An 18183-nucleotide genomic window follows, 5' to 3' on the forward strand; every position below is an offset into this window, starting at 1 on the left:
TACTGCATAAAAAAAAGTCGATTCATGGAAGATAATTGTAGCGTTTTCTGTTGACGCTCCATGTATGCGGGAGTACAATGGTAAATGGTTTTGACGAAATAGTGACAAGCTTTAACCTTAAGGGGGGAACGAATTACTAATGATTAAGAACTCGTATTATTCTCGAAAGCTTCATTCATTACTGGGTGTCATTCCGGTCGGCTTCTTCCTGATCGAGCACCTGCTGACGAACTACAAAGCGTTCAGCGGTGGACATTCAGGCTTTATGGAGCAAGTGTTCTGGCTGCACTCGCTGCCGCTGGTCCTGTTCCTGGAGATTTTTGGGATCTGGATTCCACTGGCATACCATGCCATCTACGGACTGTACGTAGCTTACACAGCACGCAACAACGTGTCCAACTATGGCTATTTCCGTAACCAGATGTTTTTCCTGCAACGCGTGACCGGCGTTATCACGTTCATCTTTGTGGCGTGGCACTTTTTCCAAACGCGGTTTCAGATTGCGATTGGCGCGGTCGCCCAAGGTGAAATCGGTGTGCACATGCATGGCATTGTAGTCAATCCGGTATACTTTGTGTTCTACGTTATCGGTGTCCTTGCAGCCGTATTCCATTTCAGCAACGGCATGTGGTCTTTCCTTGTTAGCTGGGGAATTACCGTAGGTCCGCGTGCACAACGAGTATCTACTTATATATGGATAGGCGTCTTTGTTGTCATGTCCATCATGTTTATCTTGTCTTTGACGGCGTTTATGGATCCTTCATTCCAGCAAGTGCCGCAAATGGCTAAAGGTTAAGGAGGGCGGACGATCATGGCGAATACGAAAATCATTGTAGTCGGTGGAGGCCTAGCAGGCTTAATGGCCACCATCAAAGCGGCTGAGGCAGGAGCTCACGTAGACCTGTTCTCCCTGGTTCCAGTTAAACGCTCTCACTCCGTTTGCGCCCAAGGCGGTATCAACGGAGCGGTGAATACAAAAGGCGAAGGCGATTCCCCATGGGAACACTTTGACGATTCGGTATACGGCGGAGACTTCCTTGCAAATCAGCCGCCTGTTAAAGCGATGTGTGAAGCGGCCCCTGGTATCATCCACTTGATGGACCGTATGGGAGTTATGTTCAACCGTACGCCTGAGGGTCTGCTGGATTTCCGCCGTTTCGGGGGAACCAAGCATTCTCGTACGGCATTTGCCGGAGCTACGACAGGTCAACAGCTGCTATACGCGCTCGACGAGCAAGTACGCCGCTGGGAAACCGCAGGTCTGGTTAAGAAATACGAGCATTGGGAGTTCCTTGGTGCGGTGCTGGACGATGACGGCGTATGCCGCGGTATTGCCGGTCAGGACCTGCGCAGCATGGAAGTGCACACCTTCAAAGCGGATGCGGTTATTCTGGCGACAGGTGGTCCTGGGATCATCTTCGGCAAGTCGACTAACTCGGTCATCAACACAGGTACTGCGGCAAGCGCAGTGTACCAACAAGGCGTATATTACGCTAACGGCGAATTCATCCAGATTCACCCGACAGCCATTCCGGGCGACGACAAGCTTCGTCTGATGTCCGAATCGGCACGTGGTGAAGGTGGACGCGTATGGACTTACAAAGACGGCAAGCCATGGTACTTCCTTGAGGAGAAATACCCTGCTTACGGAAACCTGGTGCCTCGTGATATCGCAACGCGGGAAATTTTCAGCGTATGCGTTGACCAGAAGCTCGGCGTTAACGGCGAGAACATGGTTTATCTTGACCTTTCCCACAAGGATCCAAAAGAGCTGGACGTCAAGCTGGGCGGGATCATCGAGATCTATGAGAAGTTCATGGGCGACGACCCGCGCAAAATTCCGATGAAAATTTTCCCTGCCGTTCACTATTCGATGGGCGGTATGTGGGTAGATTACAATCAAATGACGAACATTCCGGGCTTGTTCGCCGCAGGCGAGTGCGAGTACCAGTACCACGGTGCGAACCGTCTGGGTGCGAACTCGCTGCTGTCCGCTATCTACGGCGGTATGGTTGCCGGTCCGAAAGCGATTGAATATATCAAAGGCTTGGATAAGCATGCAGAAGACATTTCTTCTTCGATGTTCGACCGTTGGACGAAGCATCACACCGATAAGTACGAGGGCATCCTGAAGATGAACGGTACCGAGAATGCTTATGTGCTTGGTAAAGAGCTTGGCGATTGGATGACCAACAACATGACGGTAGTCCGCTACAACAAGCAGCTGCAAGAAACACTCGACAAGATCAACGAGCTGAAGCAGCGCTACCAGAACATTAACATCAACGACTCTGCTCGTTTCAACAACCCTGGTGTGGCTTATACCCGTCAGCTGTGGAACATGATTGAGCTTGCACATGCCATGACGCTCGGCGCTTTACTTCGTGATGAGAGCCGCGGTGCACATTACAAGCCGGAGTTCACAGAACGTAACGACGAGAAGTTTATGAAAACAACGAAGGCAAAATGGACACCGGATGGTCCGCAAATCGAGTATGAAGACATCGACGTATCACTCATTGCGCCTCGTAAACGTGACTACACGACCGACAAGAAGAAGGGAGGTCATTAATCATGGCCGAAGCAACCGCAACTGCAAACAAAATGATTAAGTTTGTTGTAACCCGTCAAGACTCGCCGGAAAACGCGCCATACACCGAGGAGTTTGAAATTGCATACCGTCCGAACATGAACGTGATCAGCGCTTTAATGGAAGTACAGCGCAATCCTGTGAATGCGAAGGGCGACAAAACAACGCCGGTTTGCTGGGAATCGAACTGTTTGGAGGAAGTATGCGGCGCATGCTCCATGGTCATCAACGGCAAACCGCGTCAGGCCTGCACAGCGCTGGTAGACAAGCTGGAACAGCCGATCCGCATCGCTCCGATGTCGACGTTCCCGGTCGTTCGTGACTTGGTTATCAATCGTGAGCGCATGTTCTCCGCTCTGAAGAAAGTCAAGGCATGGATTCCTATCGACGGTACGTACGATCTGGGTCCAGGACCACGTATGGCCGAAGCCAAGCGTCAATGGGCTTACGAGCTGTCCAAGTGCATGACTTGCGGTGTTTGCTTGGAATCCTGTCCTAACGTGAACGACAAGACAGACTTCATCGGTCCAGCGGCAGTTTCCCAAGTGCGTTTGTTTAACGCGCATCCGACGGGTGAAATGCACGCTCACGAGCGTTTGGACGAACTGATGACTGACGGCGGAATCGAAGGCTGCGGTAACTCGCAGAACTGCGTGCGTTCTTGTCCTAAGGGCATTCCGCTTACGACTTCAATTGCGGCAATGAACCTCGATACAACGAAGCATTTGTTCAAGAAATGGCTCAGCGTATAATGCTGCATGCGAAGCCCGTCTAACCATCGGGCTGTGGAATATATCCGCCTTTGTCGGCTTTTAGTCGGCAGGGGCGGTTTTTTCTTGTAACCATTTCACTAACGAATAGATGGGTGTTACATTATTTTTTTGATGGGAGCTGTTAAGCTTATGAGTAAAAAGCGCCAGATTACCATCGTTGACCTCGCTAAAGCCGCTGGCGTTTCCATTGCTACCGTGTCCAATGTCTTGAACAGACGTAATGTCCCGATGACGGAGGAAACGATCCGCAAGGTGGAGGAAGCGGCGGAGAAGCTAGGTTATCGCCGCAACGTCATGGCAGCCAGCCTCAGCAGGCGTAAATCGTACGAGCTGGGAATGCTTGTGCCGATTTTTGCAGGCTATTATGGACGCTTTGCCGAAGAAATGCAAAGAGCGGCGCATCTGTACGGGTACCACCTGTCGGTATTTTCGGCGGCAGGGTTTGATCCCGAGATTGAGAAGCGTCATATCGATGTGCTGCTGCAGCGGAGAGTTGACGGTCTTTTCTGTCACGGCCTTGCTATGTCGCAGGAAGCTACGAGGAAAATTGTCGATGATGGAACCCCGCTCGTCCTGTTCAATGCTTGGGGATGGCCTAATGATATTGCTGCCGGAGCGGTCAATCTGGACTTCGTGGATGGCTGCAGGCAGGCCGTAGCGCACTTATATGAACAGGGCTGCCGGAACCTGATTTATTTGGGACGCAAGAAAACGCATGGGACCGACGAGCAGCGCCGCATCGGGTTTGCGGCAGGGATTGCACAGCTACCTGAAACCGTCCGTTCACACCTATTGGATATGGGCGAACGGGAGGATATGGAGCAGTTGTTGGATCAAGCGCTGGAAGCAGTGGATGGGGCATGTCCTGTCGGCATCTTGGCTTTTGACGATATGGCTGCCTTGCCCTTCATGTCAGCTATTCAGCGCAGGGGATACCGTATACCAGATGATTTTAGGATCGTCGGCATTAACAACGATCCGGTCACGACGATGTGCCATCCTGCCATGACAACCCTCGATATTCCCTATCATGAGCAAGTGAAGCTTGCCATCGGGATCATGCTGGAGAAGCTAGGTGAAGAGGAGCGATTGAGAGGGCAGACTGCCTCTGGCCCTGACTTTGTGTTACCTGAAGAGCATGAAATCCGCATTCCTTTAAAACTTATTCCTCGCATGTCTACGTTGGAAGTCGCTCTAAAGTAGCATATTATATGGCTAAATAGAACATGGCAAGCCGCTGGTATGAGCACTTATAAATCATAAAACCCTCTAGCCATCCGTTGGGATGGAAGAGGGTTCTGCTGTGTTTATTGATTTACGTGGGCTGCGCCGATTCTGTGAATTCGTCTTTGTGCCGTAAAAATTCTTTGCCGTACTCCCCATGGGGATGAATGACCGCATGCTCCATTTGAATGGTTGAATGCTCAATTCCGTATTTCTCTTTCAACGTTTCATTGATGGCGAGAAGGATGCAGAACGGTTGGGTCTTGTCATCTATGAACACATGCGCGGTCAGCGAATAATGATCGGTGGAGATGGCCCATAAATGCATCTCATGCACATCCTCTACACCTTCGACCTGAGCAATCGATTCGCGTATGTCGTCCAGCTGAAAGCGTGCAGGTACGGATTCCATAAGAATAAAGTACGATTCTTTAACGATTTTGGCGCCGCCTGTAAAAATGATGCCTCCGATTACCATACTGATCAGCGGGTCTAACCATGCGTACCCCGTAAAATAAATTAAAATCGCGGAAACGATAACCCCGACCGAGCTGAGCAAATCGCCGATAAAGTGCCATAATGCGCTTTGGATGTTTAAGTTTTCTTCTTCCTTTATGCTGCGGCTTAATACGTAGGTCAGCACCACATTAACAACAAGCCCGATGGAGGCAATAGTCAGCATCAGCTTCAGGTTGATTGCTTCCGGATGGATGAAACGCCGGATGCCTTCGATGAAGATCCATACCGAGATCGCGCAGAGCGTAAGTCCGTTTATAGCAGAGGCGATGATTTCAAATCGCAAATACCCGAACGTAAACCTGGCATCAGGCGGCCGAGTAGCCAAGTAGATGGCAAACATGCTGAGTCCGAGAGCGAATACGTCTGAAACCATATGAGCCGAATCGGAAAGAAGAGCAAGAGAATTAGAGAGAAGACCTCCAATGACTTCCACTATGGTAAAAAATGCAGTCAAAATCAGCGTAATCCACAGCGTTTTCTTGGATCGGGACTGTTCCTTGACGTGATGTAAATGATGGTAGTCGTACATATTTTTCACCTCGCCTTTCATGTACCCCTATGCTCCGGATTATACGTCAAGTGCTGAATTTTGGCAAATACTTTAATTGAGACTGATATTCATTCGTTTTTGTCACATATTCTCCTTTTTGAGAAGTTTTATCACTGTTTTGATAGTCGTTCTCAGTTCTGTATTGAGCGCTTTCAAAATTGTTACACAAATGAAATAATTCTGTTACGTGTTTAACATGTTGACGATGTATTATAAATGACAAGACCCCCTTTTTAATATATACACCTTTAGACCCGCCCCGTTGGCGGGTCTCTTTTTTGTCTGTATATTTGAGAGCCCTTGCTTCATAAGGGGTTTTCCGCTTTAACTTGGCAGCGAATATTGCAAAATGCGCGTGTTGGCAGGATTTTGGCAGGGAATTACGGGTGATGGCAGGAGAAATGCAGCTACATAAGGAGTTTCTCTAAAGCAGTAGCCGCCTCGGCTTGCATGTTAGGCATCAAGTGCGAGTACGTGTCCAAGGTGATCTTGATGGACGAATGACCAAGTTGCTCTTGGACTATCTTTGGATGAATGTCCAAACTCATGAGCAGGGAAGCGCACGTATGCCGCAGATCATGGAATCTGATGATACGCATATTCGTCTTCTTAAGCATACGTTTCCATACAGCGCTACAATTAGCTTTAGATAGAGGAGTTCCATATTTACTGCACACCAAGAAGCCGTTATCTTCGTATCGTTCCCCCGCAGCTAGCTTTTCCTCCTTGATCATTACAATACGTCTTCTAATCTCTTCTGCGACAACAGGGGAGATGGTTATAGAGCGATTCCCTGCATTAGTCTTAGCCCCGACTTGAAGTTGTTTTTTGAAAGTAAGGATATGACGTATCTGAATTTTCCTCTTCTCCAAGTCGATATCAGAAAGCCTAAGCCCTAGGATTTCCCCTTGGCGCATCCCACAATGAATTGCCAACACAAAGATTATCCGAAGCCTGTGCTTATTAATGGATTTTAAGAACGTCTTAGCTTCATCAGGAGTCCAGTAGTTCATTTCCTTTCTGGATACCTTTGGCTTTGAGACGAGGATTGCTACTGTCAAATGCAGGGAAGAATGTCGTAATCGCAAAAAGTCTAACCACTGCCCTCTGTATTTACGACCATAAATTGTTTGTAATGTACTCAATGCTGCCAATTACTTCGTTGAACATGCTAAGAAAGCGTTCGCAGACTCGTATATATGTCTGATCCATCACATAGCATAAGAAACTCCCTGAACCAGGGTATATGCAGATACAGGTTGTCCCTCCTCAAATTAGCACAGAGGTAGGAGTGGCTTTAATTGATTGCCATACCCGCAGGAATCATCATTTTTATAGCCATGCTCTGTATGGCAGATAACAGAGTAGACAAGTTTAAGTATGATTTCGGCTGCTTTGGGCTGAGGCTTATAGTGCTGGAAGTAGTAGAGTATAAAGAGGCAGTTATAGTATCTATAATGGATGCTGTTTTTGTATAATTAGTCACTTCTTAGGAAGGATTAGGAAGATTATTGCCGAAATATGTATGTTCAAGCAGTTCAAAAGTGGTGATTGGTCAAGAAATGTTATTTTCAGCTTAGAGAACGAGCTTGTAGGAGGAGAGAAGTTGGTTAGGACTTATTATGCGGAGGGAAGACAAATTGCGTATATCTTGAAGGGCTTGTTTATTATTGGAGGACTTGCTCTGTACTTCAACATTCCAGGATTGCACTGGGGCTTCTTCTTTGGAATTCTCATTGGTTCGATCATCGTTGCTGACATCATCGGTGCAATTTGGACTCGAAAAAGACGTACCGAGAAAAAGCAGAAAGCCAAGAAGGTTACTCATACAAACATAAGACGGACTTTAATAGGATGTAGAAGTGATGAGATCATCCTTACAAGCAGATTGGATGACCTATCTGGAGCTGAGTTTGAGCGTTTACTTGCGCTTTACTTCCGTGATCAGGGCTACACAGTGAAAGAAGTAGGTGTAGGCGGTAATGATGGTGGAGTTGACCTTGTAATCGTAGATGGCCGCGGGGAGAAGACGGCTGTTCAGGCGAAATGCTATGCCGATCATAATTCTGTTCCTGTCCAGACCATACGTGAATTGGTAGCGGCGAAAAGGAACCATGATTGCATTTTATCCCTTCTTGTAACGACTTCTGATTTGACAGGACCAGCCAAGAAAGAAGCAGAGCAATTCAAAGTGGATTATTGGCACGGAGCATTACTCGAACAGAAGTTTAGAAAATGGGGCAAGTGGAAGCCAGGGAAGAAGATTTCGAGGCAAGCAGCAAAGACGGAGATCATGAAGGCTAGTAAGGAAGTGGCCGCGGCATCAGCCACAATATGTAAGTGCGGTGCTCCTATGGTTAGGAGGAAGAGTAGGCAGGGTGAGGAGTTCCTTGGATGTAGTAAGTTCCCAAATTGTCGTCATACAAAGGCCCTTCAAGGGTAATAAATTCTCTTTGAACGGAGGCAATAGATGAGTTCTTTTACAAACGATCACATCGAGCGATTTATGCAAAAGCTAGTGACCGAATCTCCCCAATCCTTCAGTATTATATTTGGGGGCCATAATCTTGAGTTTCAACAAAGTAAGATATACGACCAACATGAGCAATTAGGTAGTTCTGAGGTTCACTTGGGTCATCAGATTGATTATAAGTTTAGAATTAACGGCAAGGAAAGGACTATTACTATAGAACACAGGTATATTCCTAATGATAAGTACAATCGCCTTGAGGTACACCTTCCAGATTCAAAGCGCTTGGCGGTAGCCAAAGATGCCCTCCACCTTATCATAAAGCAAGATCATGGCATCCGCTAGCTGTCAATAAGACAGAAACGGGAGCCCAGCGGAGTGTTGTCAACGGTGGGTAACCGACGTAACCGAAATGAATTACGGAAAGAGTCAGAAAGCTTATCTCAGCGCAATATTAGATCTTCACGATAAATCCATTGTCGCCTACGTTCTTGGCCACTCTAACAACAATAGCCTTGTTTTCACAACGCTGGACTTGGCTTTGAAAGCCGCACCCGGAACATCGCCAATGTTGCATAGTGATCGAGGTTTTCAATATACATCATGGGGCTTTAAAAGACGCTTAGAAGCACACGAGATGACGCAGAGTATGTCGAGGGTAGGGAAGTGCATCGATAATGGCCCCATGGAATCATTTTGGGGTACTCTCAAGAGCGAGAAATACTACCTCCACAAATACCACACCTTTGAAGCGTTGAAGAAGGATATCGATAACTATATTCATTTTTATAACTACGAGCGGTTACAGAGAAAATTGAATAGCCTTAGCCCGATGGAAGCTCGAACTAAGGCTGCTTAATCATTTTATTTTATTCCACTGTCTACTTGACTGGGGGCACTTCAGTCATTTGTGAGCCCCACTTTCTGTTCTTATAACCATATTTCAAATGCCGTATTCAGTATCCTGGAACCCCGGGCTTTATGAAGTAAATGGCGTAAACACATAATGCCCATTGCCCACTCTATACTGCACCAATGTCTGTTAGAGTTCCCTGCCTCAAATTCTGGGGGTGATCAAAGGTAGACCACGAGCCGGTCACGTGCGAAAAAAAATCCCTCAATGAAATAAGGGGTTTTGCGATTTGATTATGCCATTACGATAGGAAAGCTTCTCAGCCCGTATACCGCACTGTTCTCGATCGCATCTACAGTAAATGTTTTCGGGAATGAAAGGGAAGAAAACTTTTTCACCAATTCTGTTAAGGCAATTTCAGCTTCGAGCCGGGCCAATGGAGCACCTAGACAGAAATGATTGCCGTGTCCAAATGCAATATGATGATTCGGATGTCGGTGAATATCAAATACATGGGCGCGTTCAAATTTGTTCTCGTCTCGATTAGCTGATCCAAGGAAAACAACTACAAGTTGTCCCTTTTGCAAGAATTTGCCCCCGATCTCTATATCCTCTTTCACTACCCGCTGTATTAACGGAGCCGGAGCGCGATATCGCAGCGCTTCTTCTACTGCGTTGGGAATGAGAGAAAGCTCATTTCTAAGTTCTTCATAAATACCAGGGTTCTCCAGAATGCTGAATACGGCATTTGAAATCAGATTAGTTGTCGTTTCGTTTCCGGCCACCAGCAATAAGTTGAAGAACGGGACCAATTCCTCTGGGGAAAGTTTCATGCCTTCTTCCTCAGCCTGAATTAAAATCGAAATGATATCTTTTCCTAGATTTTCGCGTTTCTCCTCAACAATGCCGTGGAAGAACTCAGCTAGCTCCAATTCACCTCTGACCTTTGCTTCCATCCATTTTTTTATTTCTTCTTCGCTTCCGTCCTTCGGAGTGCTGACAAGAATATCGGACCACTCTTTGAGTTTATCAATGTGCCTAGCCGGAACCCCCAGCAACTCGGATATGATAACGACAGGCAGAGGATGGGAAAAATCATTTATAAGGTCCATTTCATTGCTGCGGGACGCCTTATCAAGCAGTTCTTTTGTGATTTCACGAATGCGAGGTTCCCACTCCTTCATCACGCGTGGCGTGAAAGCACGGCTTACAATCGATCGAATTTGGGTGTGTTTGGGGGGATCCATATTAAAAATGGTTTGCGACAACGAATTTTCGCGCGTTACAGTAAAAAACTGACTGGAGAAATTGTCTTTGTCCCCCAATATCCTTTTCGCATCTTCATATAGAAACACGCTCCATACGTTCGCTTGATCATCATAATGAACGGGAGATTCCTTTCTCATTTTCTCGTACCAAGGAAAGGGACCGTCAACAGTGCCTCTAAAGAAATTATTCGAATAGGCAAACATATTCAGTCTTCCAGTTTAGACTGGACGCTCGTCCGCGTCGGATTCCTGAACAACGATGAAATTCAACCGTTAAAGGTCGGTTATTACGGGCACGGTGTCGTCGATGTAAAAATATCGAGATCAAGTATTGCCAAATTCATGTTGGATCAAGTAGTAACCAACGAATATTTAGGTAAATCTCCTGCAATTAGCAATTAAAAAGCGCATATGATACGAGAATGGATAAGTGTACTTTTATATTTCATTTTTAAAAGTTTACTAGTTTACTTTAACCATTAGGGAATGCCGCGATGTTTCCGAGATGTAACGGTTATCTTGGAATTCGTCGGCGCTGGTGAGCACTTCAGTATCCATAAAATCCCTCATCGACCTGTTGTGTTCTCGATCGATGAGGGACTCCGGACGTCTTTTTGCTGCATCTATAACAGCTTACTCTGTTCTGGAACAAGAAATCACATGCAATTAGGCACTCACGCTTCTACAAGATCAGGTCTTTTAATTTGAAGTGGCGGAGGGATTAACCAGCCTTTTTCTTTGCTCATTTTTAATATTTTTAAGCCAATAGCAGCTTTTGTTGCATGATATTTGCCAAACAGCGCTCCAATGTCTTCTCTAATTGATTTGCCCATCGTTTGGCTGCAAGCAATCAAGCCCACTGATGTATCTGCGGCAATCATCGAAGCAATTTCTTGATCACTAAATCTTGCGCCGACTGGGATATCTTCAAGCTTTGTTTCAGGTCTTTCAGGCAGTAAAGGAGGAGGTGCGATGCCATTATGAGTGAGTATCTTATCACATTCGCTAACTTCCAGCTCTGCTTGATTAATTAGATCGCCCAAGATATTTTTGAGGTCTTTATCTCCAGCGTGATACCGGTAAGCTCGGTAAGCAGAAATGCATCCTTTTGCTTTCATCGAGCATTGCCATACATCATAAATTTCACCATAGTGTAATGGCTCATCTTTTGAATTGCCGCTTAAAATACCCATCGTATTATCTCCTTTGAAATGTTTTGATTGTTGAACCGATGGTTAGTTTATCCTACAGAGAAAAAACTATTCTATTGTAGTTGTTACAATTGAAAAACGAAATCCCCCACTGCCTAGGTGGGGATTTACTTATTACATGGATAAAGCAGTACGGGTTGTTTTGGCTAGACCTAATAAATCTCCGGCAAAAATCCTGTTTCGAGGTCTTTTTCATTTCGATGAGCTTGAGGGTTTCGTGGCTGGGCAACGAGATGACCCTAAAAGAAAAATTTTTATACAATGGTATGAAATGTTTAATTTCAGGAAAACCTTTCTGAAGTGTCTTTTTTAAAAATGAAAATTTTAGGGAGAGTTAAAAATTGGCTAAGCTTTTAATCCCTGCACAAATAAGTAAACAACTACAGCAACCTGTAAAATGTAAAGATTGTGTATGGGGGCGTTGGGATGGATTGAAACAATATTGTAGTAAACTGAGATGTGTTAAATTAGACTGAGAAATAACTACTAAAAAAATCCAAATCCCCAAAAGCAAATGGGGATTTTTTTATTGATACAGATGGACCGGGCACTTCTAATCGACTTTGGATTGAATGGAATAAGGTGAAGGGAAAACCAAGATCTACATAGAAAAATAGCATTGCCATAAGAGGGAATTCCTGCTAGTATTTAACTAAGATTCTAGTATTTAAATATCATGTAAAGGAGCTGACAATTCTAAAACGGTATGTGCGGGGTCTCGAATAAATGAACGGCAGAACGCATTAGTTTTTTTAATTATTTAAGGGGGAAACAGCAATGAATAAATTGTTTAATGCAACCGCTTTCTTAGGAATAGTTGGAATCTTGTTGACCGGATGCGGTGGCGATAAAACCGAAACGGCTGCGGTAAGCCAAGAGCAGACGAAGAAAGCACAAGTTTTGAACGTGGGGACATCCGTCAATTCTCAACATTCTTTATATGAAGGATTAAGTAAGTTCAAGGAATTGGTTGAAGGAGAAAGCAACCAAAGGCTACAGGTGAACCTTTTTCACAGCGGACAAATGGGAGCAGACCGCGAGCTGGCAGAGGCCATTAAGCTTGGAACGGTTCAGGCGGCCATCATTTCTCCATCAGCATTAAGTAACTTTTTCCCTGAATTTACAGTGTTCGATTTGCCGTTTTTGTTTTCCAGTGAAAACCAGGTCGATGAGTTTCTTAAAGGCTCCGTTGGACAGGAAATTCTGAATAGCGGTACTAGTAAGGGATATACTGGGCTGAGTTATATGGAGCTAGGGTTTCGAAATATAACAAATAGCAAGCGTGAAATCAAATCAGTTAAAGATTTGCAGGATATTAAAATTCGGGTAACGGAAAATCCGCTAACCGTCGATACCTGGAATGCATTAGGGGCGAAACCGACACCGATGGCGTTTACTGAGCTATTTACTGCGCTGCAGCAAGGAACAGTCGATGCCCAGGAGAACCCATATGGACAGATTGCGGCAAGTAAATTTTACGAGGTCCAAAAATATCTGTCTAAGACCCATCATACCTATAACCCTGCCCCATTCATCATTGGTAAGAAGTTTATGGACTCGTTAAGTGAAGAGGATCGGCAGATCATCCTGAAAGCGGGGGCATCTGCAGCAGAACATCAGGTCAAGATCAATCGCAAAAAAGAAACCGCTTCCTTACAGCTATTGATCGACAATGGGATGGTCGTTACCGAATTAACACCGGAAGAGTTAAACGGTTTTCGGCAGGCGGTTCAGTCCGTCAATGAAAAATATGCTGATAAAATCGGAAAAGACTTCATGCAAAGAGTGCTTGATGCCGTCAAATGAGGTTAGAGCTATTGAAATATTATGGCCGGAACGAATCGAGTTACCCGGGGTGAACATATGAATTGGGTGGATAAAATAAATCGCCATTTTGAGGAAATTTTGGTCGCTTCCCTGTTAGGGGTCATTACATGCTTGCTGTTTCTCCAAGTCGTATTCCGGTATGCCGTTAATCTGCCGCTCGATTGGACGGAAGAGATGGCAAGGTATTTATTTATTGCCTTCACCTTTCTTTCAGCAAGCTTAGGAGTCAAGGTTAACCGCCATTTGCGAGTGGATCTGCTGATGGCTTTAATACCGGACTCATCCAAAAAAGTTGTGCAAATCATCAGGGATTTCATCTGGTTCCTCTTTGCTGTAGTTATGGTTAAAATCGGCTTTGACGTTGCCTTAATGAACTGGGTCGCTGATCAACGTTCACCTTCTCTACAGATGAATATGGGGTACGTTTATTTCACGGTACCGTTTGGCTTTGCTCTCATGTCTGTGCGCATCCTGCAAAACATCTATCAAACGGCCACGGGCAAAGATTTGCCTAGGGGAGAATAAATATGGACGCGATGTGGGTACTAGGTATCTCGCTGCTCGTAACCCTGTTCCTGGGGATTCCTATTTCTTTTTCGTTGGGGATTTCCGTTTTTCTCTCCTTATTGGCCGGAGGCGTCCCCGTTGCCTTCATAGGGCAAACGATGGTCACTTCCATGGATTCGTTTCCCATCCTGGCTATACCCTTGTTTATATTATCAGGCGCAATGATGGAATCGGGTGGAATATCCCAACGGCTTATTCAATTTGTGCAAAGTTTTACAGGACAGATCCGAGGTGGGTTAGGGGTTGTCACCATACTGTCCTGTGCCATTTTTGCTGCGATCTCGGGATCAAGTCCTGCTACTGTTGCCGCCATCGGGACGATTATGATACCTGCTATGGTGAAAGCGGGTTTCAGGAAAGAGTTAGCCGCTTCCATATCTGCAAGCGGTGGAGGGCTAGGCATCATCATCCCTCCATCGATTCCGATGATCTTGTATGGAATATCAACCGATACTTCAATAAAAGACTTATTTATGGCGGGTTTTGGACCGGCACTTGTGATTATCATCTTTATGCTGCTGCTGATAGGCTGGATTGCCAGAAGAGAAAACTTGAGCAAAAGTGGAGAGCAGCTTTCGATTCGAAACGTATTGCAAACCTTTTGGCGGGCCAAATGGAGTCTAATGGGACCGGTGATCATTCTGGGAGGGATTTACAGCGGGATTTTTACCCCGACTGAATCTGCTGCTGTTGCTGTGGTTTACAGTTTTGTCGTGGGCATGTGGGTTTATCGGGAACTATCCTGGAAAAAACTCCCCCAAATCTTGATCAACAGTTCGATTACGGCAGGAACCGTGCTGATAATTATCTGTACAGCCACAGGTTTTGCACGATTGATGACACTCTACCAAATTCCGAATATATTAGGTGATTGGATTACCAGCTTGTCGGATAATCCTACGGTCTTATTGCTTATCATAGCCGGGTTTCTACTGCTTATCGGTACTTTTATGGAAACCGTCACTGTCATATTAATATTATCCCCCATCCTGCTGCCGGTATTGGTACCGTTAGGGGTGGATCCGGTTCATTTTGGAATGATCATGGTAATAGGCGCGGAGATCGGTATGCTGACACCTCCCGTTGGAGTAAATTTATTCGTGGCATCCAGTATTTCCGGATTGCCGATGGGTAAATTGTCTTATGCCATGATTCCCTTTGTGATATGTATGATCGCAGCTTACTTATTGATCGTGCTGCTGCCCCAGATTTCCCTTCTGCTTGTCAGGTGATGAAAACTCCAAAGAATCCAATTCATAGTTTATAACAATGGCGCCAACCCGCATCAGTCCGGGTTGGCGCCATTGTCTTTCCTCATAAAAAATCCATGATTCGTGAGGCATTGCGTTAATAGATGAGCAGGATAGAGTTATTTATCATAGATAGCCCAATACATAAGAGGTGAGGTAATCCGCACCTCAACTCATTAAAAGCATGATAGGAATGGATTGATTTGAATCATTTCTAGCTGCAGGTGCAGTTTAGTACGGGTTTTCGGGCCGCTTGTGTTTCGTTAAGTCTTTTCACAACCGTGGTGTGGGGGGCGTTCAACACCAGCTCGGGATGATGTTCGGCTTCATGTGTGATCTGGATCATCGTATCGATAAAGGCATCGAGCGTTTCCTTGCTCTCGGTTTCGGTAGGCTCAATCATGATGCATTCTTCTACGTTCAACGGAAAATAGATGGTCGGGGGATGATAACCGAAATCGAGCAGTCTTTTGGCTACATCCAAGGTATGCACGCCGAATTTTTTCAGCGCTCTACCGGACATGACAAATTCGTGCTTGCAAAGGCGCTCATACGGAACCTCATAATAAGGTGCCAGCCTGCGCATCATGTAGTTGGCATTCAGCACAGCGCATTCGGATACTGTGCGAAGCCCTTCCGGACCGTAGCTGCGGATGTAGGTGTAGGCACGGACGAGAATCCCGAAATTGCCATAGAAGGCTTTGACTCGCCCGATGGAATCCGGTTTGTCATAATCAAAGTAATAGGTTCCGTCATCCCTCCGTTCCACGGTCGGTTTGGGCAGGAACGGGATCAGCTTTTGCTTCACGCCCACCGGGCCTGCGCCCGGGCCTCCTCCGCCGTGTGGGGTGCTCATCGTTTTATGAAGATTTAAATGAACGACATCGAAGCCCATGTCCCCGGGGCGCGTAATGCCCATAATCGCGTTGGAATTGGCCCCGTCGTAATACAACAGGCCTCCGGCTTCGTGTACGATTTTCGCAATAATCACAATTTGCTCCTCAAACAATCCAAGGGTATTGGGATTGGTCAGCATTAACGCGGCTGTATCTGAACCCACAGCAGCACGCAGCGCCTCCAAATCGACGAGACCCTTGGAATCGGATTTGATCGTGATGGTCTCAAGCCCCGCCACGGTCGCGCTTGCGGGGTTGGTGCCGTGGGAGGAATCCGGGACAATGACCTTCGTCCGATGTTCGCCGCGGCTCTCATGATAGGCCCGTATCATCATCAGCCCGGTCCACTCACCGTGTGCGCCCGCTGCGGGCTGCAGGGAAACCATATCCATGCCGGTGATGGCGCTCAAGTCATGCTGCAGCGTATACAGCAGCTCTAATGCGCCTTGGATGGAGGATTCAGGCTGGTACGGGTGAACTTTGGCAAAGCCCGGCAAACGGGCGACATCCTCATTCAGCTTTGGATTATATTTCATCGTACAAGAGCCGAGGGGATAAAATCCGTTATCGATCCCGAAGTTACGGCGCGATAACGCGGTATAATGACGAATGACGTCCACTTCATAGACCTCAGGAAGCTGAGCGGGCGTTGTTCGCAGCAGATGAGAAGGGATGAGTTCATCGATATTCGTTTGCGGCACATCGCATTCAGGTAAGGAGTACCCGATCCGGCCCGGCTTGCTCATCTCAAAAATCAGCGCCTGATCGTGCTTCACATCGGCCGTGTCCGCCGTGAACCGTTCACCGGGATTTCCGCTGCTCATAGGGATGCCTCCATTCGGCGGATGAATTGCTCGATTTCTTCTTGAGTTCTGCGCTCGGTAACGGCTAGGAGCAGGTGATTCCTTAATTCAGGATAATCGACACCCAGATCATAGCCTCCGATAAAACCAAAGGATAGCAGTGTTTCGTTAAGTCGATGGATGTCCGTATGCTCGGGCAGCTTGAGCACGAATTCATTGAAAAAAGGACTACTGAAAGCAAGGGAAACTCCGCCGATCCGTTGGAGGATTTTGGCTGTGTAGTGGGCTTTCTGCACATTCGCGCCCGCCACTTCCTGCATGCCGGTTTTACCCAAGACGGATAAATAGACGGAAGCGCAAAGGGCGAGGAGTGCCTGATTGGAGCATATATTGGAGGTCGCCTTCTCGCGGCGAATATGCTGCTCCCGTGCCTGGAGCGTGAGCACGAAGCCGCGTTTGCCGCCACGGTCCACCGTTTGGCCTACGATTCGGCCAGGCATCCGGCGGATCCACGGAGAGGCGACGGAGAAGAAGCCGCAGGTAGGTCCTCCGAGTGATGAGGGGATGCCTAAGGGCTGCGCATCGCCAACAACAATGTCCGCGCCGAGAGCGCCCGGGGGCTCCAGCAATCCGAGAGACAGTGGATTAACCCCGACCACAAGCAAGCCGTTGACAGCATGAATGATCGGTTCCATAGCCCGCAAGTCCTCGATACAGCCGAAGAAGTTGGGAGACTGCACGATAACGGCTGCGGTTTGATCTGAGACTGTGGAGGCTAGCTGCCCCAAGTCCGTTACACCGTTGACATAGTTGATTTCCACAACCTCAAGATGCAATCCCCGTGCCGCCGTTCGTAATATTTGCCTTGCTTCCGGATGTACCGCCCGCGAGACGACAAGCTGTTTTCGCTTAGTGGCCGCGCTTGCTAGCGCCCCGGCCTCCGCCAGAGCGGTAGCGCCGTCATACATGCTGGCATTGGCCGCGGCCATTCCCGTCAATTCGCAAATATACGATTGAAACTCAAAGATCGCCTGCAGCTCTCCTTGGCTGATTTCCGGTTGGTATGGGGTGTAGGCTGTGTAAAACTCGGAACGTGAAATGACGTGATGAATGACGACGGGAATGTGGTGATCATAAATACCGGCACCCAAAAAGCTGGTGTAGCGATCGGTATCGGCATTTTTCTCTGCTAATCGGCGTGTATGCATCAGCAGGTCATGCTCGCTCAGGGCTGGCGAGACACGCAAGGTTCCTTGATAGCGGACTGAGGCAGGGATGTCGGCAAACAGCTCCTCCATTGAGGCAATGCCGATTTCGGCCATCATGTCCAGCCGATCCTGCTCTGTCATGGGTAAGTATCGATGCTTCACCCTATTCAGCTC

General features: G+C 47.0%; 17 protein-coding genes and 1 pseudogene. 12 read left to right on the forward strand and 6 right to left on the reverse strand.

Going from position 1 to position 18183, the window contains the following annotated elements; translation table 11 throughout:
- Positions 1–139: 139 nt before the first annotated feature.
- The 4 genes from JOE45_RS22100 (at position 140) to JOE45_RS22115 (ending at position 4566) form a co-directional block, all read left to right on the forward strand.
- Positions 140–796, forward strand: a complete 657-nt coding sequence (locus JOE45_RS22100; protein ID WP_210022333.1) for a succinate dehydrogenase cytochrome b558 subunit — start codon at positions 140–142, stop codon at positions 794–796.
- Between the two features lie 15 nt (positions 797–811).
- Positions 812–2572 (forward strand): succinate dehydrogenase flavoprotein subunit, encoded by a 1761-nt coding sequence (gene sdhA, locus JOE45_RS22105; protein WP_210022332.1) that lies wholly within the window; start codon positions 812–814, stop codon positions 2570–2572.
- 2 nt (positions 2573–2574) lie between these two features.
- A complete protein-coding gene (gene sdhB / locus JOE45_RS22110) occupies positions 2575–3342 on the forward strand; it encodes a succinate dehydrogenase iron-sulfur subunit (protein WP_210022331.1) in 768 nt (255 codons plus the stop codon).
- A 150-nt stretch (positions 3343–3492) separates the two neighbouring features.
- Entirely contained in the window at positions 3493–4566 is a 1074-nt protein-coding gene (locus JOE45_RS22115) for a LacI family DNA-binding transcriptional regulator (RefSeq protein WP_210022330.1), read from the forward strand.
- 112 nt (positions 4567–4678) lie between these two features.
- On the opposite strand, the gene JOE45_RS22120 is transcribed toward JOE45_RS22115, so the two are convergent.
- Positions 4679–5635: a cation diffusion facilitator family transporter gene (locus JOE45_RS22120; RefSeq protein ID WP_210023518.1), complete on the reverse strand. Its 957-nt coding sequence runs from the start codon at positions 5633–5635 to the stop codon at positions 4679–4681.
- A gap of 428 nt (positions 5636–6063) precedes the next feature.
- Positions 6064–6801 (reverse strand): tyrosine-type recombinase/integrase, encoded by a 738-nt coding sequence (locus JOE45_RS22125; protein ID WP_210022329.1) that lies wholly within the window; start codon positions 6799–6801, stop codon positions 6064–6066.
- 156 nt (positions 6802–6957) lie between these two features.
- Here JOE45_RS22125 and JOE45_RS22130 point away from each other — a divergent pair, with 156 nt between their 5' ends.
- From JOE45_RS22130 to JOE45_RS22145, 4 genes and pseudogenes are all read left to right on the forward strand, one after another.
- Positions 6958–7134, forward strand: a complete 177-nt coding sequence (locus tag JOE45_RS22130; protein WP_210022328.1) for a hypothetical protein — start codon at positions 6958–6960, stop codon at positions 7132–7134.
- Between the two features lie 128 nt (positions 7135–7262).
- Positions 7263–8099 carry a restriction endonuclease gene (locus JOE45_RS22135; protein ID WP_245247115.1) on the forward strand — a complete coding sequence of 279 codons (837 nt, stop codon included), beginning with the start codon at positions 7263–7265 and terminating at the stop codon, positions 8097–8099.
- Between the two features lie 27 nt (positions 8100–8126).
- Positions 8127–8471, forward strand: a complete 345-nt coding sequence (locus JOE45_RS22140) for a hypothetical protein (RefSeq protein ID WP_210022326.1) — start codon at positions 8127–8129, stop codon at positions 8469–8471.
- Between the two features lie 25 nt (positions 8472–8496).
- A pseudogene (locus JOE45_RS22145) lies at positions 8497–8985 on the forward strand (IS3 family transposase); the annotation flags it as partial.
- Between the two features lie 287 nt (positions 8986–9272).
- Here the strand turns inward: JOE45_RS22145 and JOE45_RS22150 are convergent.
- On the reverse strand, positions 9273–10451 hold the full coding sequence (locus tag JOE45_RS22150) for a cytochrome P450 (RefSeq protein WP_210022325.1): 1179 nt from the start codon (positions 10449–10451) through the stop codon (positions 9273–9275).
- On the opposite strand from JOE45_RS22150, the gene JOE45_RS24315 reads away from it, so the two are divergent.
- Entirely contained in the window at positions 10362–10649 is a 288-nt protein-coding gene (locus tag JOE45_RS24315) for an NAD(P)H-binding protein (RefSeq protein WP_210022324.1), read from the forward strand. The two genes, JOE45_RS22150 and JOE45_RS24315, sit on opposite strands and share 90 nt — an antisense overlap.
- A gap of 272 nt (positions 10650–10921) precedes the next feature.
- On the opposite strand, the gene JOE45_RS22160 is transcribed toward JOE45_RS24315, so the two are convergent.
- On the reverse strand, positions 10922–11440 hold the full coding sequence (locus tag JOE45_RS22160; RefSeq protein ID WP_210022323.1) for a DUF3231 family protein: 519 nt from the start codon (positions 11438–11440) through the stop codon (positions 10922–10924).
- A 795-nt stretch (positions 11441–12235) separates the two neighbouring features.
- Here JOE45_RS22160 and JOE45_RS22165 point away from each other — a divergent pair.
- Genes JOE45_RS22165 through JOE45_RS22175 form a run of 3 tightly spaced genes read left to right on the forward strand, consistent with a single transcriptional unit; the run spans position 12236 to position 15084 of the window.
- Complete coding sequence (locus JOE45_RS22165; protein ID WP_210022322.1) at positions 12236–13264, forward strand: TRAP transporter substrate-binding protein; 1029 nt, start codon at positions 12236–12238, stop codon at positions 13262–13264.
- A 57-nt stretch (positions 13265–13321) separates the two neighbouring features.
- Positions 13322–13810 carry a TRAP transporter small permease gene (locus JOE45_RS22170; RefSeq protein ID WP_210022321.1) on the forward strand — a complete coding sequence of 163 codons (489 nt, stop codon included), beginning with the start codon at positions 13322–13324 and terminating at the stop codon, positions 13808–13810.
- A gap of 2 nt (positions 13811–13812) precedes the next feature.
- Positions 13813–15084, forward strand: coding sequence for a TRAP transporter large permease (locus JOE45_RS22175; protein WP_210022320.1), 1272 nt, complete (start codon positions 13813–13815; stop codon positions 15082–15084).
- 232 nt (positions 15085–15316) lie between these two features.
- Here the strand turns inward: JOE45_RS22175 and gcvPB are convergent, their stop codons facing one another.
- Both gcvPB and gcvPA read right to left on the reverse strand, forming a co-directional pair.
- Complete coding sequence (gcvPB, locus tag JOE45_RS22180; RefSeq protein WP_245247116.1) at positions 15317–16822, reverse strand: aminomethyl-transferring glycine dehydrogenase subunit GcvPB; 1506 nt, start codon at positions 16820–16822, stop codon at positions 15317–15319.
- Entirely contained in the window at positions 16819–18171 is a 1353-nt protein-coding gene (gcvPA, locus tag JOE45_RS22185; RefSeq protein WP_210022319.1) for an aminomethyl-transferring glycine dehydrogenase subunit GcvPA, read from the reverse strand. The genes gcvPB and gcvPA overlap by 4 nt, the downstream gene beginning before the upstream one ends.
- Positions 18172–18183: the final 12 nt, after the last annotated feature.

The sequence above is a fragment of the Paenibacillus sp. PvR098 genome (genome assembly GCF_017833255.1).
In the GTDB taxonomy this organism is placed as follows: Bacteria; Bacillota; Bacilli; order Paenibacillales; family NBRC-103111; genus Paenibacillus_G.